Genomic DNA, 15,014 nt, shown 5'->3' with positions numbered 1-15,014 from the left:
CCCTGGAGGCCCGGGTATAAATAAAAAAAGGCAAGTTACTTACATCGCACCGCTGCGACCACTTACCCTTGCTGCCTTCCGGCCCTGGGGGGGTTCAGCGGGAGCTGGTCGTATAAGACTTGCCGGCCACAAAGATACGGATAAACAGGTAACGATGGTTTAAATATTTAAAAACTTTTAGCCTGTTTTATTGCAAAAGATGCATCTTTCATCGAAAGGTATTAAGGCTGCTGGTTGACAAAACGCCCACCAGTTCATCCGCTCTTGCACCCAGGGCCCTGTAATAAACGAGAACCGTATATGTGTTCTCCGTCTCTATGTGATTGCCTTCCGTGAACTCGAAGGATGGTTTGCGGGCGGGGTCCGACCTGTCTACCGTGACATATGCATAATTATAGAATCCCTGCTTTAGCAGGAAGGATGTTTCATATCTTCCTTTTTCAGCGTTGAACACCAGCCGGGTGGAATCGTTCAGGCCGCCACCGGTAAACTGGGACAGCAGGTACAGATCCTTGTCGGGCCAGGGAGAACGATCAGCCGGTACAAAATAGAAACGGACGGTGGCATAGTCCGTCTGGAAATAGGGATTGATGCTTTCCGTCGTCTGCGAGAACCAGGATCCATTATAATCCTTGTAGAACAGGTAGGGCTGGCGGCTTCTATCGCCATCCGGCCTGAGCAGGACCTCGGTGGACCGCTTGCCGTAGTTGACGCTCTGCACCCTGTCGCTCTGGAAACGAAAGCTCTGCAGATCCAGCCAACGCCATTCACTTCCGCCGGCAAATACGATGCCGTCCTCATTGTTGTTATAATCCAGGACATTATTGACATAGAACGTGGGCTTGATATTACGCAGGGCATTGTCCCATCGATAGTTTTGCAGGATCACTACCCTGATCTGGTCCAGGGCGTTGGAAGGATTCACGCTGGCCACATTCAATTTCAGCAGGAGACGTTGATGCGTATGTGCAATATCAGGATCCAGGGGCTGCAGCAGCTGCATTCCGCCGCTGATCTTTTTGTCCAGCACCAGCAGACGCCGGGTGAAAGCCAGTTTGGAAGTGTCTGCGTCCAGGAATACCTTAAGCAGGTAATTGCCTGAATGGATGGGCACGCAATTGGCATCAGGCAGCAAGGCTTGGTAATGCGTATAGCGCGTGAGCGCTACGGAAGACAGCTGATAATTGGAAATGCGCGTTTGCGCAAACCCCCTGATATAGTCAAATACGCTGACAACGGCAGGACTCCAGTCAGCGTTGCATAGTTGGTAAGTGTAGTAATAATTCTTCACGTCTCCGTCCAGGTCATCAAAATGAAGCTCCAGCTGGTCGTTGCCATTCAGCTGCAGGACGGGATAGCCCAACTGGTTGCCTGCCTGGTAGAGCTGTGGCAGTTTGATATTAGGCCCATAGATAGAGTCCGGAGCTTGCGCCCATGCGAAGATGGCGAGCAGATTACCGCAGAAAAACAGGAGGAGGTGCTTCATGGGAAAAGAATTGCAGAACAATGTAACACAAAATTGGAAAAAACTTTTATAGATTTGGCCTTAAACTATAATGTTTGAATGTAGCAGCATTTATCGCCCGGCGCGTGGCTTTCAACCGGGAACGATCTTTTTCCCGATTTATCATCCGGCTGGCCATCACCGCAACTGCGATCAGCATAGCGGCCATGCTCCTGACACTCGCCTTTACAAAGGGATTCCAGTACACCATCAGCCAGAAGATCTTCAGCCTGTGGGGGCATATCCGTGTACAATATGCCTCGCCTAACAGGGCAGCCATTGCCGAGGAGCAACCGATATCGGAGAACGATACGGTAAGACGGGTCCTGCGCGCCAACAGGAACATACTAAGCGTCGGAGCCTATGCGACCAAGAATGCCGTCCTGCGGAGCCCTGAAGGCATCGAAGGCATAATGCTGAAAGGAGTGCGGAAAGGTTATGATTTCAGCCACATGGACGCCTTCCTGAAAAGCGGGCGCTGGGTGCAATTTCCCGACAGCGGGTATAGCAACGAGATCAACATCTCCGCCTCCATGGCCAGCCAGCTGAAGCTGAAAGTAGGCGATAAGGTGCTGATCTATTTCATTCAGCAGGAAGGCACGCGGGTGAGGTCCCTCACGGTGGCCGGGATCTTCAAAATTGGCATCGAGGACTTTGATAAGCTGATCGCCATCGGCGATCTGCGGCTGATCCAGCGTTTGAACAACTGGGGGCCTGACCAGATCGGGGGATACGAGGTCTTTGTCAAGGACTATCGCCTGGCCGACTCTGTAAATTCCGCCATCTATAATCAGCTGCCAGACGCCTGGAACAGCCGTACCATAGAGGAAGTCATTCCCAATATCTTCGATTGGCTGAACCTGCAGGACCTCACTATCTTCATCGTGCTGGTGATCATGATCGTGATAGCCACCCTCAACCTCGTCACGTGCCTTATCATCCTGGTGCTGGAACGTACAAGGATGATCGGTATTTTAAAAGCCATCGGCGCCCCTACTTCCGCTGTCCAGAAAATATTCCTCTACCAGGGCGCCATCATAACTTTATTCGGAATGGCCATCGGCAACGGGTGCGGCCTCCTCCTCTGCTGGCTGCAGCAGAAATATGGGTTCATTACCCTTCCGGAGGACGCTTATTTCATCTCAAAAGCCGTGGTAAAGCTGGAGTGGTGGCATATTGTGGCGGTGAATGCCGGTACTTTCCTCATTTGTTTTCTCATCCTGACGATCCCTACCCTGGTGGTCCGGCGGATGCAGCCGGCGAGGGCGATACAATTCCGCTAAAGCGAACAGCTACAAGCTGCAAGCCACAAGCTACAAGGTGGGCTCAAATAAGCGTTAAAACTCTTAACAAGTCCTGCTTGATGCTTGTAGCTTGAAGCTTGCAGCTCCTACCGCACCAGGTGCGATAGTATGATCCCCGTGGCTACGGCCGCATTGAGGGATTCCGCCTCACCGATGCGCGGGATGGTAATGGGATGGGTGGAGCGTTGCAGCAGCTCCCCGCGGATACCTTTTGATTCATTTCCGATGACGATCCAGCCTTTCGTGACGCGTGGCTGCTCGAAGATGCTTTTCCCTTCCAGCACGGCGGCATAGACGGGAAGGTCCGGGTGAAGGTCCATCAACCTGAGAGGATCCTCATACAGCACCTGTACACGACTAATGCTGCCCATGGTCGATTGGATTGCCTTGGGACTGAAGACATCGGCGCTGTCAGGGGTGCAAACCACCTGGCCCACGCCAAACCAGTCCGCGATGCGGACGATGGTTCCCAGGTTGCCGGGGTCCTGGATCCCGTCGAGCACCAGGCTGACGCGATGGTCGTGATCCGGCGCGGCAAAGACAGGCTTCCTGAAAACGGCCAGGACCTGGTTGGGCGTGGCGAGGAAAGAAATCTTTTCCAGCTCACCTTCCTTTACTTCGGTGAAAGGCACGCCCGCGTCCCGGAAAGAAGATAAGGCAAACAGGTGCAATAACGCCAGGTTCGGAGCTTGCAATAGCTCCCTGACCATCTTAGGACCTTCCACGACAAATGCCCCTTCTTCATCCCGGAATTTTTTCTGGCCTAAACTTTGAATATATTTGACCTGCGATTTTACCAGCATTGGTTTTCGTTTACATACAAAAGTTAACCCTGACCGGGTTTGTTTAATCTCATTATGCTATACCGCCGGCAAGTTAGTGTGTTCATCCTTTACCCTGCATTTGCATTGTCGACGGTGATCTTCCTGTTTTCCTGTACGCCCGGCAAACAAGTCTCCGGCTACCAGTATGGAAAACCGTTTGTCTACAGCACAAATATAAAAGTAGAAGGTGATATCCCGGGAGGTGAAAAAAAGGATCTTACCCTGCGCCTGTTCAATCAGCTGGACGACAGTCTCCGTACACAGGAATCCTCCATCGCCGGCGTTTACAGAAAACTGGTCAATCCCCCTGCATTCGATTCTGCAAATGTGCGCCGCTCCATCGGATATATGGTGGCCCTGCTGAATGCGTCGGGCTATTATACGCCGCAGATCAGGGATACCTTTCATATAGATACGGTCCACGTCCGGAGGAAAAAACCTTTTAAGGATCAGTTCAGGGTAAGCATTGAATTCCGGGTATGGCCCGGCAAACAGCTGCGGCTGGATTCCATCGGGTATGACCTGCATACGCCTGCGCTTCAGGCCCTGGCATTGCAGAGCAAAGGTCAGTCTCTTCTCCGGCGAGGTCAGCCTTATTCCAATAAGAACCTATCCGATGAGCTGGACAGGCTGGTTGCGCTGTTCCAGGACAATGGCTACTATAAATTCTCCAAGGAAGACCTGGTCATCATCAAGGACACCGTGGTAGCAGGCCTTATCGATCCGACCCTGGACCCTTTTCAGCAGGCGGCCCTGCTGGAAGAGCTGCGTAGAAAAAGGGAGCACCCCACGGTCCATGTAGTGGTGGAGCAGCGGCCCGTCAGGGACTCCAGCCGGATCAAAAGATATTACATCGGGCATGTCACCGTGTTCCCGGACCTGCCCATCCTGGAAGATACTATCGCGATCAGCACGATTGATACCAGCACCGCGAAAGGTTTTACCATCATCGCCCGCACAGACAGGTTCAAGCCTTCCTTTGTCGCCAACAACGTATATCTCCGGCCGCAGCGCATGTACCGGAAATCCAACTACGACAGGACCATCAACAGGTTTAGCCAGATGGGCGCATGGGACCAGGCTTCCATTAATTTCAGCACGGAAGGCCCCGCGGATTCCCTGCTGGATGTCGCCCTGCGCCTCTATCCCAATAAAAAACAGAACCTCAACGTGGGCGTGGAAGCCAGCCGCAATACCGCAGATATCATTACCGTAGGCAACCTTTTCGGTGTGGGCGTGAATCTGGGACTGCGCAACCGCAATACTTTCCGGCAATCCGTCCTTTCCAATACCAATCTAAGGGCCGGGGTAGAGTTGGGTAACGACCTCATCCAGACCACCCAGGCCAGCATCGCACATACCATCTCCATCCCCCGTCTCATTGTCCCCTGGAACGTACGGCGGGAACGGAGACTGGACAGCCTCCGCTCAGTGCTCAACCTCAACGCTTCCTATACGGACAGGCGTCAATTCTTTACCGTGCAATCCTTCAATGCGTCCTGGGGCTATCAATGGACAAGAGGCAACCGCTCGTTTATTCTCAATCCGTTGAACGTGGAATACACGAAGCTGTTCAAGACGGACAGCTTCCAGCGGTTCCTGGACAGCATCCCTTCTCTGAACCTGGCCTTCCGCAGCGGGCTGGTAGTAGGTACACAATTCATCTACAGCAGCCGGCGAAAGATTGGTATTCATACCAATTTCCTGCGCATCAGCCTGGAAGAAAGCGGCGCATTGCTGGGACTTATCAAGGAGGTGGACCAGGGAGATCTCTGGCGTTTCATAAAAGGAGAGGTAGAGTACAGCCACCACATAGACTGGCGCAGGACGGAGCTGGCCATGCGTGCCTATGCCGGAGCGGGATGGGCTTATGGCAGGGAAGGCAAAGGGTATGAGGAGACCCTACCTTTCTATAAAGCGTTTTTTGCCGGGGGCCCAAACAGTATGCGGGGATGGCGTATCCGGCAGCTGGGGCTGGGGTCTTCCAAGTTTTATGATAAGCCTGAAAATGCAAAATACGACCGCTTCGGGGATGTACAGCTGGAAGGCAATATCGAATATAGATTTCCCCTGGGTACTTTGTTCGGCGTCAAGCTGAAGAGCGCCTTTTATGCCGATGCGGGAAATATCTGGAACCGCAAGCTGATCGACTCCGCCGGGAGAGACGTGGGCAGCGACTTCCGTCTTAACCGGTTCTACAAGGAGATAGCCGTCGACGCAGGCACCGGTCTCCGGCTGGATTTCGATTATTTCCTCATACGATTTGACTGGGCCTATAAGCTCAAAGATCCGCAGCGGCTGGAAAACAGCGATAAGTGGTTCTACGATATGCATCTCAGCGACGGGCAGTTCCAGCTGGGCATAAACTATCCCTTTTAAGATAGGGCAGCCAGTCGCTCCCGGATATATTTCCCCGCCTCTTCTATATTCATGGCCTGCTCCAGGTGAAAGGAGCCGATGCGCGTGCGGCAGAGACTGCTGAGATATCCTCCGCAACCAAGGGCAGCGCCCACGTCATTGGCGAGGCTTCGGATATAGGTCCCCGTTGAGCAAACCACCCGGAAATGCACCAGTGGCAGATGGAAGCCGGTGATCTCGAAAACGTGGATGGTCACCGGTCGCGGGTCCAGCTTTACCTCTTTGCCTTTTCGCGCCAGCTCATACACCCGCTGGCCGTCCTTTTTAATGGCCGAATGGATGGGCGGCACCTGCTCTATCAGCCCGGTGAACCCGACGACAGCCTGCTGCACGATCTCCAGGGTAATGCCGGAAAAATCCCTGAAATTTTCCGGTTCGCTTTCCAGGTCGAAAGTAGGAGTAGTGGCGCCCAGGGTAATACTGCCGGTGTACTCCTTTTCCTGCGCCATATATTCGTTGATCTTTTTGGTATATTTTCCCGTGCAGACGATCAGCAACCCCGTGGCCAGAGGATCAAGGGTGCCTGCATGACCCACCTTTTTTGTCTTTACCATGCCTCTTAATTTCCTTACCACGTCGAAGGAGGTCCAGTTCAGCGGCTTGTCGATAAGCATTACCTGTCCTTCTGCAAAGGGATTGTTGTCTGTATGGTTTTGTTGCATCGGGCGCAAAGGTACAAAAACGGTTCACAGGTCCGGCGGCCGGAAGTCAAATCGCCAAACGTGCCTTTATTTCCAGGTATCTGTTGACGGTCTGGACGGTGAGGTGCTCGGGTGCGGTGAGTATAGTGGCAATACCATGCCTGTTCAGCTCCTTGACGATCAGCCTTTTCTCATAAGCGAATTTTTCGGCAATGGTCTTTATATACAGCCCTTCGATATCTTCTGCCGGGGACGTGCGCACCTGCTGCAGACCTGTGTTCTCGAAAAACACCACCAGCAATAAATGGCTCCTGGCGATGGCCCGGATATAGGGCATTTGTCTTTGGAGGCCTGACAGGGATTCAAAATTGGTGAATAGTATGAGAAGGCTCCGCTGCGTGATGCGGGTGCGAATGAGGGCGTGCAGCCTTTCGTAATCCGTCTCAAGGAATTTAGTCTGCTGGTTATAGAGGATATCCAGGATATTGCTCATCTGCAAGGCTTTTCTCCCGGCGGGAAGAAAGGTCCCTATCTGATCGGCAAAAGTTACGAGCCCGGCTTTGTCTTGCCTGATGAGCGCTACCCGGGAAAGAATGAGCGTCGCGTTGATCGCATAGTCCAGGAGGCTGATGCCTTCGAAAGGCATTTTCATGATGCGCCCCTTGTCGATGAGACAATAGACCTGCTGGCTCTTTTCATCCGTGAAGTTATTCACCATCAGCTGTCCGCCCTTACGGGCCGTGGCTTTCCAGTTGAGGCTCCGGATATCGTCCCCGGTGACGTATTCCTTTATCTGTTCGAACTCGAGGCTTTGTCCCTGCTTGCGCATCCTTTTATTGCCGCTCTCGGCCAGGTTGCTCGAAAATGCCTGGAGCTCATATTTCCGCAGGGTGAAATAAGACGGCAGCACCCTCACCATTTTTTCAGCGGGAAGGACCTTTCGTCGCACGATGAGACCAAACGGGCTTTTTATATAAACGTTGATATCATGGAAGACATATTCTCCCCGCTGCGTCGGCCGCAGCCCGTAGGACAGCCCGATAGTCTCGCCCGGCTTCAGGACGCCGTCCAGGTGGAAATCCCTTCGCTGGAACTGGTCCGGCAACTCGTCGATGATACGGTAGGACACCCTGAAAGGGTATTGGTTCGTCACCACCAGCTTCACCGGGTTATGATCCCCGTTGCTGAACCGCTCCGGCAGCTGGCGTTGGACCTCTACGGGTTGCTTACGGGAAAAGAGGACCAGATAGTCCAGCGTGCTCGCGACAAAAATGAACAGGGCTATCAGCTGGGAAACGACAAAAAGCAGGCTGATCCAATAGGACAATATAAAAAGCAGGATCACCCCTACCCACAACGCATACCAGCGGCGGGAAAAAAACAGGGATTTATAAAATCGTTTAATCATCAACGTGGTATTTCGATGGATTGAACGATCTCATTGATAACATCATCCGTTGAAGCTCCTTCCATTTCTCTTTCCGGCGCCAGCACCAGCCGGTGGCGCAATACGGCAGGAACGATATATACAATGTCGTCCGGTATGACAAAATCCCGCCCCCGCATGGCGGCCAGGGCCTTGGAGCCGTTCAGGATACCTATGGAAGCCCGGGGCGAAGCCCCCAGGTACAGCGCCTTATGATTGCGGGTAGCCGCCACAATGGATGTGATGAACTGTATCAATTTCTCTTCGATGACCAGTCCATGCACTTTTTTGCGCAGCGTCTCAATGGTTGCCGGAGATAATACGGACTGAACGCGGTCCAGGCGGTTCTCTGTGCGCGCCAGGTGGTGATCGGATACGATGCGGAACTCCTGCTCCTGCGTGGGATAACCTACATTGATCTTGAAGAGAAACCGGTCGAGCTGCGCCTCCGGAAGGTGGTAGGTGCCTTCCTGTTCAATAGGGTTTTGCGTCGCCACCACCATGAACGGAGGCTCCATCACGAGAGTCTGACCGTCGACAGTGATCTGACGTTCTTCCATAACTTCGAAGAGGGCCGATTGCGTCTTGGCGGGCGCCCTGTTGATCTCGTCGATCAGCACGATATTGCTGAAGATGGGACCCGGCTTGAACTGGAAAGTGTTTTCCCGGGGGTTGAAGATGGAGGTCCCGATGACGTCGCTGGGCATAAGGTCGGGTGTAAACTGTATCCGGGAAAAATTCACGGAGATCACCCTGCTAAGCAGTTTTGCCGTCAGTGTCTTAGCCACACCGGGTACGCCTTCTATCAATATATGTCCGTCTGCCAGGATGCCTGCCAGCAATAATTCGATCATTTGCTCCTGTCCTACGATCACTTTGCCTATCTCCCGCTTGAGCTCTCCGACAGCCTGCTGCAATTCACCCAGATCAGTACGTTGTTCAAACAGATTTTCTTCCATATTTATCCTTGTTTATAAAATTCTTCCAGTTTATTATTCAATGTCAGCAGCTCTTCATCCGACACAGCAGGGCTGTCCTGCAAACGCAGGAGATCCTCTGTCAGGATGCTCAGGAACTCTTTTGAAATGCCCGTCTTATAAGCCAGGCGATCCGCAAATCCTTCGTCAGTCATATGTATGGACAGGTTATATTTTGTCCGGATATGATCCTGGAAATGGGTGGCCATTTTGACAACCAGGTTCTGGTTGTCCCTCCGCTGGTAATACAAGCGGCCGATGGTCGTGATAAAGTCCAGGGAATTATTGCGCAAACCCTCTATCACAGGTACGATCCGCTGTCTCCGCTTGGACTCTATAAGATAGATGATCAGCAGCAGTCCCAACAGGAGCCAGAAAGATATGGCCAGCGGGCGGCTGTTCAGGATATACCGAAGGGCGGAAAAGGAGCTTTTGCCGCCGTCATCGCCATAACGAAAGTTCTCATCCCACAGGACTTCATTGACATTGTTCGGGATGTAGGAAAGGACATTATCGTAATACGCTTTGTTGTTCTTATGCAGCAGAAAGAAATTAGTGAATGCCATAGGCGCAAAATGAAGTAAGATCGATCCTCCTCCCTTGTAGCTGAACTTCACCAGATTGGGCCGTCCCTGCTCATTCCTGCCCAACACGGTGGCGTAAACGGGGTCCAGCGAATCGACGTAATTGTCAATGGCTGCGCCGGGATAGGCAAACGACAAAGAGTCATTGGTGATGGGCTGCAATACGCTGACCCGCAGTCCCTCCTCTGCTGTAAGGACGTTGGCGTTGCCGCCCGTCCGTAAATTCAATGCATGCAGCAATGAATCATCAAAATAAAAAGAAGAAATAAATACATGATTACCTTGCCCGACAAAGCTCAACATGGCATTGACCTGCGAAGCGTCCATCGTAGCACTTTGGCCGATGAAGATCAGCGCTTTTTTTCCGCCCTCGCCTTGCGCAAGGGTGGCAAAGTTTGTTTTGTTGATGGTTATTTCGGCGTTCGGGAACAGGTATTGGAGGCTTTCATAGGCGACAAAAGTCCCATAGGGTATCTTATCCTTTCGCCTGAAAGTTATCCGGTCGTTCAGTTTTTTTCTGCCGCTGCCCCGGTTGCAGGACAACATGGGAAGTAAGAATAACATCAGCCATATGATGCGGTAGCTTTTTCTCATGCGCGTCTGGAGTGCTCGATGGATGTATGAAAGTCCTGGAAATATTGTAACAAACGGGCGAACTGCTGGTCGCTGAGGGAGAATTTCCCATACCACACCCTTTCATAAGCGCCCATTACCCTTCGAAAGCTTTCGCCCTGGGGCCTTATATCCATTTGGCGCGCGTATTCCTCATCGGTGCTTCGGATATGCCATCGTATCAGCTCCCGGGCTTCCAGCATGCGAAGCGTTTTCAGATAAAGGTATCGGGTAGCCAAACGGTGATCGCGCTGATCCATTGCTTTTTTCAACAGCTGGTCAAGGTCTTCTTCCGGCAACTCCGCCTCCGCCAGTGGACCCACGCCCAGTTTGACCGGCTTTTTGTAGAAAAAACGAAGATTATTTTCCGAAATGATCTTATACAAGGCGTAAACCAGCACGCCTCCAAAAAATATATAAATGAAATAAAGAAAGGCTTTGCTGTCCAGCAGCCTGAAGAATGTTTCGTCCGATGGGCCATCTTTGGCAGGACGTTTCCAGTAGGCGGAATCGTTGGCATAAGCAAAATCACGTTGCTTTTTCAGGTTGCGGATAGTGCTGTCGGGAATACTCCGCAATTCCAGGGGCGGTTCCTCCTCTTTTTCAGGAGGGGCCGTCGTCGCCCCGGTAACTTCCGATGCGACGGTCGTGTCGGCATGATGTTCAGTGCCATCGATGGTCGCCGTCGTCGTGTCGGTGACAAATGGTCGGATCTCTTCGTCGGCGGTATTGACCGAATCCGGCATGCTGGCGGAATGACGCGTCGCGTGACGTCTTCCATGCCGCTGAGCCGGGCTATGCAGGACAGCAAGCAGAAAGAGCACGGTGAGGGCAGCCGGGTGGAGGTAATATTTAATATGTAGGAGTGGGGGGTTCAAATCGACGGGGATAGATGATAAAGTACCAGACAATAAAGCCCAAAGATGCAGCCAATATCATGATGCTGAGCCATACAGGCATCGTAGAATAACGTGTGACGAATCCTTCCAGGAAGGCGGCGACAATAAATATGGGGACCAGTCCGATCATCAGTTTCACTCCGTCTTTTGCACCTCGTTTTAAGGAATGCAGACGCCGGTGCGTACCCGGGAAGAGGATACTGTTACCCAGGATGAAGCCTGCGCCGCCCGCGATGATGATGGAAGATATCTCCAGCGTGCCATGGATCCAGATGACTAGTATGGACTGCCAGCCGAGTCCTTTTGCAAAAAAATAGTATTGGAAAGCTCCCAGCATGACGCCGTTGTTAAACAGCTGCCAGATCGTACCGATGGAAAGGATGAAGCCGCTGACGAATACCATAAAGGATACCTTTATATTGTTCACTGCTATCCAGGTGAACATGCTCAGCTGGTCCTGGTGTTTGTACACGCCGAACGGGTCGCCTTTCGCGATATTCTCTTCCGTCATGTCCATATAACGGTCGCCCAGGACACCGCGCACAAAAGTCTCGTCATGAGCAGCCGAAAAAGCGGCGAGGATGGCAAAAAGTGTAAAAACAAGAAAAGAATAAAATATTTCACGGTGGTATCTCCTTACGACGGTGGGCAACTCTGTTTTCCAGAAACTGAGGATGCGGGATACCTGCTCTTTCTTATTGCGGTAGATCCCCAGGTAGATCCGTGAAGCGAGTCCGTTGAGGTACAGGGTGACTTTACTATGCGGATAGAATGTTTTGGAATAGCCCAGATCATTCACCAACTCCGTGAACTGTCCGGCCATTTCGTCCGGGTCCGTCGCAGGCTCGTATTGATACTGCTTCCACTTATCAATATTTTTCTTAATAAAAAGACCTTCTCGCACGTAGGAAGATTTAGCTTTATATTTACGGATAAATATAGTAAGTTATATCTGATAATTATAATTCCCCCTACCCCGATCTATGCCATTAGTAAAACTAGACACCGGTTTCAACATAGAGGTGGAATTCGCCATCACACCTTTTCACAAACGATTTCTCGCGTGGATGATCGACTTTGTGATCCTGATAGCTTATTACCTGTTCATGAGCAAGCTGCTGAATGTTGCCATGTCGGGTGAAAGGGAATGGATCTATGTGCTGGCAGGCCTCCCTCCCCTCTTTTATCACCTGATCTGCGAGATCACCATGAATGGGCAGACGGTGGGGAAAAAGGCGATGTCGATCAAGGTGATCACCCTGGACGGAGGACAGCCGTCGCTCAGCCAATACCTGATCCGCTGGGTATTCCGGTTGGCGGATTTCCCTGTATGGATCATGCCATCCATCGCATTCGGAGCCCTGCCCTGGTGGTGCGCTATATTCCTTTTCGGAGGCCTGGCGAGTGTGATCTCCACACCCCATACCCAACGCATTGGCGACCTGATCGCAGGCACTATTATCATAGATACGCGCACACATACGTCATGGGAAGATACGGTATTCACCGAGCTGGAAAATGATTACAGGCCAAGGTTCCCGCAGGTAATGCAATTGACCGACAAGGACATCAACACGCTGAAGAGCATCATCAACACAGTGGCGAAAAAGAGAGATTATGATCTCTCCATGCGCATTGGAGAGCGGATCAAGTCGAAGCTTCGGATCGAAAGCGACCAGGACTCCCTCGACTTCCTGGAGACCCTTTTGAAGGATTACAACTACTATTCCACTCAATAAGGATCAGCGGCGGAATATAGCGACGGTGATGGTGAAAAGTAGCACGATGGCCATCAGACCGAGCCAAATGGCCGTCAATATTCCCAGGAAGCGGTAGCAGGCTTTCAGGTTCCTGAAGCCTTCGTTCAGCTGGACCTGGTCATTGCTCCTCAGCGCTGCCTGGATCTTCCTGGCGAAATTGAAAGTGTAGAGGCAGGGAAAGAAATACAAAAGCGCGATGATGAAATAGACGATGGCAATGGCTGTCCCGCTCATATATCGCATGCCGGAGGATGCCCCCAGGGTGCTGAGATCGCCGGACGTGCCCGCACCCAGCCCGATGCCTGCCAGCAGGCAGAACCCGCAGCCGATGAAGCCCATGATCGCCAGGAATTTGGCCCAACGGGCCGCATCTCTGAGGTAAATGGATGCCTCGTGATCCACCTGAAGCTCGAATAAGCTGGTCGTATTGGTTTCCATGAAATTAAAATTTACCTGAAAGTAAAAAAAATAGCCAGGTATCAATGATGATCCTGACTATTTACCCCTTAAAAAGGGCATATCTAATATAAATTACTGTCTAATAAGCCATTGCAAAAAGCACCCGCTGGCGGCTCGGTGCACCCGTCAAAATACATTTTCCCTCTTCGGCAGGATTGTCGAGGGGTATACAACGGATGGTCGCCTGGGTCTTTTCCTTGATGGCCGCCTCGGTTGCAGGCGTGCCGTCCCAATGTGCGAGGACGAACCCGCCTTTTTCGTTCAGCACTTTTTCAAATTCTTCCCAGGTGTCCACTTTAGTGATGTGCTGATCACGGTAAGCAAGCGCCTTGTCAAACATGGCCTTTTGGATCGATTCCAGTAAAGCGGAGACATAGCCGGACAGACCTTCCATCGGAACGGATACTTTCTCCTTCGAGTCGCGACGGACGATCTCGACCACCTGGTTGTCCAGGTCACGCAAACCCATGGCAATGCGGACAGGAACGCCTTTCATTTCATATTCCGCGAATTTCCACCCCGGGCGCGCGTTGTCATTGTCGTCGAATTTCACCCGGATGCCCGCAGCCTTCAGCTGTGCAGCCAGCTCCCTGCCTTTGGCGTCCAGCAGGTCCTTTCTTTCCTCTCCCTTATAAATGGGGACGATAACAGCCTGCAGCGGTGCGATACGGGGAGGCAGTATCAGTCCATCGTCATCGCTGTGAGCCATGACCAATCCGCCGATGAGCCGGGTGCTTACACCCCAGCTGGTGGCCCATACGTATTCCAGCTGATTATCCTTATCGGAAAATTTTACGTCGAAGGCCTTGGCAAAGTTCTGTCCCAAAAAGTGGGAGGTGCCTGCCTGCAGGGCCTTGCCATCCTGCATGAGCGCCTCTATACAATAGGTGTCCACTGCGCCTGCAAAGCGTTCGCTTTCCGTTTTAACGCCCCGGATGACGGGCAAGGCCATGTACTCTTCGGCAAAAGTGGCATATATGTCCAGCATCTGGCGTGCCTCGGCAATGGCCTCGTCAGCAGTAGCATGGGCCGTATGACCTTCCTGCCAGAGGAATTCGGCGGTCCGCAGGAAAAGCCGTGTCCTCATTTCCCACCGAACGACATTGGCCCATTGGTTAATGAGCAGGGGCAGGTCCCGGTAGCTGCGGATCCATCCCTTATAGGTATTCCAGATGATCGTTTCGCTGGTGGGGCGGACGATCAGCTCCTCTTCCAGCTTCGCCTCGGGATCCACGATCACCCCTCCCCCATTGGGATCGTTCTTCAACCTGTAATGGGTGACCACTGCGCACTCTTTGGCAAAGCCTTCCACGTGCGCAGCTTCCTTGCTGAGAAAACTTTTCGGTATGAACAGGGGGAAATAGGCATTGACATGTCCCGTGTCTTTGAACATCCTGTCCAGCTGGTCCCGCATGTTCTCCCAAAGGGCAAACCCATAAGGCTTGATCACCATGCATCCCTTGACGCCGGAATGGTCGGCCAGGCTGCCTTTGATGACCAGATCATTATACCACCTGGAATAATCCTGTGCTCGGCTTGTGATTTCTTTACTCATAACTGTTCGAACTATCGCGTTATATTATTAATCCCCTTTTAACAATCAGGC

Annotated in this window: 13 protein-coding genes and 1 other RNA gene; 3 read left to right on the top strand and 11 right to left on the bottom strand. The window is 52.1% G+C overall.

Features of this window, described 5'->3' with window-relative positions:
* Positions 1-25: 25 nt before the first annotated feature.
* Both ffs and Q4E93_RS11540 read right to left on the bottom strand, forming a co-directional pair.
* Positions 26-125, bottom strand: an RNA gene (gene ffs, locus Q4E93_RS11545) — signal recognition particle sRNA small type.
* An 83-nt stretch (positions 126-208) separates the two neighbouring features.
* The gene (locus Q4E93_RS11540) at positions 209-1,486 is read right to left on the bottom strand and encodes a type IX secretion system plug protein (protein ID WP_303585312.1); all 1,278 of its coding nucleotides are present in this window, start codon (positions 1,484-1,486) and stop codon (positions 209-211) included.
* Between the two features lie 74 nt (positions 1,487-1,560).
* On the opposite strand from Q4E93_RS11540, the gene Q4E93_RS11535 reads away from it, so the two are divergent.
* The gene (locus tag Q4E93_RS11535) at positions 1,561-2,787 is read left to right on the top strand and encodes an ABC transporter permease (RefSeq protein ID WP_303585311.1); all 1,227 of its coding nucleotides are present in this window, start codon (positions 1,561-1,563) and stop codon (positions 2,785-2,787) included.
* A gap of 107 nt (positions 2,788-2,894) precedes the next feature.
* Here Q4E93_RS11535 and Q4E93_RS11530 read toward each other — a convergent pair whose 3' ends face one another.
* Entirely contained in the window at positions 2,895-3,611 is a 717-nt protein-coding gene (locus Q4E93_RS11530; protein WP_303585310.1) for a TrmH family RNA methyltransferase, read from the bottom strand.
* Positions 3,612-3,689: 78 nt separating this feature from the next.
* Here Q4E93_RS11530 and tamL point away from each other — a divergent pair, with 78 nt between their 5' ends.
* Positions 3,690-6,011, top strand: coding sequence for a translocation and assembly module lipoprotein TamL (tamL, locus tag Q4E93_RS11525; protein WP_303585309.1), 2,322 nt, complete (start codon positions 3,690-3,692; stop codon positions 6,009-6,011).
* On the opposite strand, the gene truB is transcribed toward tamL, so the two are convergent.
* From truB to Q4E93_RS11495, 6 genes are read right to left on the bottom strand one after another with little or no spacing between them, the layout of a single operon-like run.
* On the bottom strand, positions 6,008-6,712 hold the full coding sequence (truB, locus tag Q4E93_RS11520; protein ID WP_303585308.1) for a tRNA pseudouridine(55) synthase TruB: 705 nt from the start codon (positions 6,710-6,712) through the stop codon (positions 6,008-6,010). The two genes, tamL and truB, sit on opposite strands and share 4 nt — an antisense overlap.
* Positions 6,713-6,758: 46 nt before the next feature.
* Entirely contained in the window at positions 6,759-8,099 is a 1,341-nt protein-coding gene (locus tag Q4E93_RS11515; protein ID WP_303585307.1) for a DUF58 domain-containing protein, read from the bottom strand.
* Positions 8,099-9,076 carry an AAA family ATPase gene (locus Q4E93_RS11510; RefSeq protein ID WP_303585306.1) on the bottom strand — a complete coding sequence of 326 codons (978 nt, stop codon included), beginning with the start codon at positions 9,074-9,076 and terminating at the stop codon, positions 8,099-8,101. The genes Q4E93_RS11515 and Q4E93_RS11510 overlap by 1 nt, the downstream gene beginning before the upstream one ends.
* 2 nt (positions 9,077-9,078) lie before the next feature.
* Positions 9,079-10,272 (bottom strand): DUF4350 domain-containing protein, encoded by a 1,194-nt coding sequence (locus Q4E93_RS11505; protein ID WP_303585305.1) that lies wholly within the window; start codon positions 10,270-10,272, stop codon positions 9,079-9,081.
* Positions 10,269-11,168: a DUF4129 domain-containing protein gene (locus tag Q4E93_RS11500; protein ID WP_303585304.1), complete on the bottom strand. Its 900-nt coding sequence runs from the start codon at positions 11,166-11,168 to the stop codon at positions 10,269-10,271. The genes Q4E93_RS11505 and Q4E93_RS11500 overlap by 4 nt, the downstream gene beginning before the upstream one ends.
* Positions 11,143-12,093: a stage II sporulation protein M gene (locus tag Q4E93_RS11495; RefSeq protein WP_303585302.1), complete on the bottom strand. Its 951-nt coding sequence runs from the start codon at positions 12,091-12,093 to the stop codon at positions 11,143-11,145. The genes Q4E93_RS11500 and Q4E93_RS11495 overlap by 26 nt, the downstream gene beginning before the upstream one ends.
* 79 nt (positions 12,094-12,172) lie before the next feature.
* Between Q4E93_RS11495 and Q4E93_RS11490 the strand changes: the two genes are divergently transcribed.
* Positions 12,173-12,928: an RDD family protein gene (locus tag Q4E93_RS11490; protein WP_303585300.1), complete on the top strand. Its 756-nt coding sequence runs from the start codon at positions 12,173-12,175 to the stop codon at positions 12,926-12,928.
* A gap of 3 nt (positions 12,929-12,931) precedes the next feature.
* On the opposite strand, the gene Q4E93_RS11485 is transcribed toward Q4E93_RS11490, so the two are convergent.
* Complete coding sequence (locus tag Q4E93_RS11485; RefSeq protein WP_303585299.1) at positions 12,932-13,387, bottom strand: DUF5362 family protein; 456 nt, start codon at positions 13,385-13,387, stop codon at positions 12,932-12,934.
* Between the two features lie 100 nt (positions 13,388-13,487).
* Entirely contained in the window at positions 13,488-14,963 is a 1,476-nt protein-coding gene (gene proS, locus Q4E93_RS11480; RefSeq protein WP_303585297.1) for a proline--tRNA ligase, read from the bottom strand.
* Positions 14,964-15,014: the final 51 nt, after the last annotated feature.

It is taken from the genome of Flavitalea plasmicola (assembly GCF_030546645.1).
GTDB lineage: Bacteria > Bacteroidota > Bacteroidia > Chitinophagales > Chitinophagaceae > Puia.
The sequence above is the reverse complement of the archived record's forward strand: the minus strand, read 5'-3'. Positions and strand labels throughout refer to the sequence as shown.

Bases quoted from the DNA above. Each gene is read 5' to 3' on its own strand.
- Q4E93_RS11540 (WP_303585312.1), bottom strand. From the start codon at position 1,486: ATGAAGCACCTCCTCCTGTTTTTCTGCGGTAATCTGCTCGCCATCTTC.
- Q4E93_RS11530 (WP_303585310.1), bottom strand. From the start codon at position 3,611: ATGCTGGTAAAATCGCAGGTCAAATATATTCAAAGTTTAGGCCAGAAA.
- truB (WP_303585308.1), bottom strand. From the start codon at position 6,712: ATGCAACAAAACCATACAGACAACAATCCCTTTGCAGAAGGACAGGTA.
- Q4E93_RS11515 (WP_303585307.1), bottom strand. From the start codon at position 8,099: ATGATTAAACGATTTTATAAATCCCTGTTTTTTTCCCGCCGCTGGTAT.
- Q4E93_RS11510 (WP_303585306.1), bottom strand. From the start codon at position 9,076: ATGGAAGAAAATCTGTTTGAACAACGTACTGATCTGGGTGAATTGCAG.
- Q4E93_RS11505 (WP_303585305.1), bottom strand. From the start codon at position 10,272: ATGAGAAAAAGCTACCGCATCATATGGCTGATGTTATTCTTACTTCCC.
- Q4E93_RS11490 (WP_303585300.1), top strand. From the start codon at position 12,173: ATGCCATTAGTAAAACTAGACACCGGTTTCAACATAGAGGTGGAATTC.
- Q4E93_RS11485 (WP_303585299.1), bottom strand. From the start codon at position 13,387: ATGGAAACCAATACGACCAGCTTATTCGAGCTTCAGGTGGATCACGAG.
- proS (WP_303585297.1), bottom strand. From the start codon at position 14,963: ATGAGTAAAGAAATCACAAGCCGAGCACAGGATTATTCCAGGTGGTAT.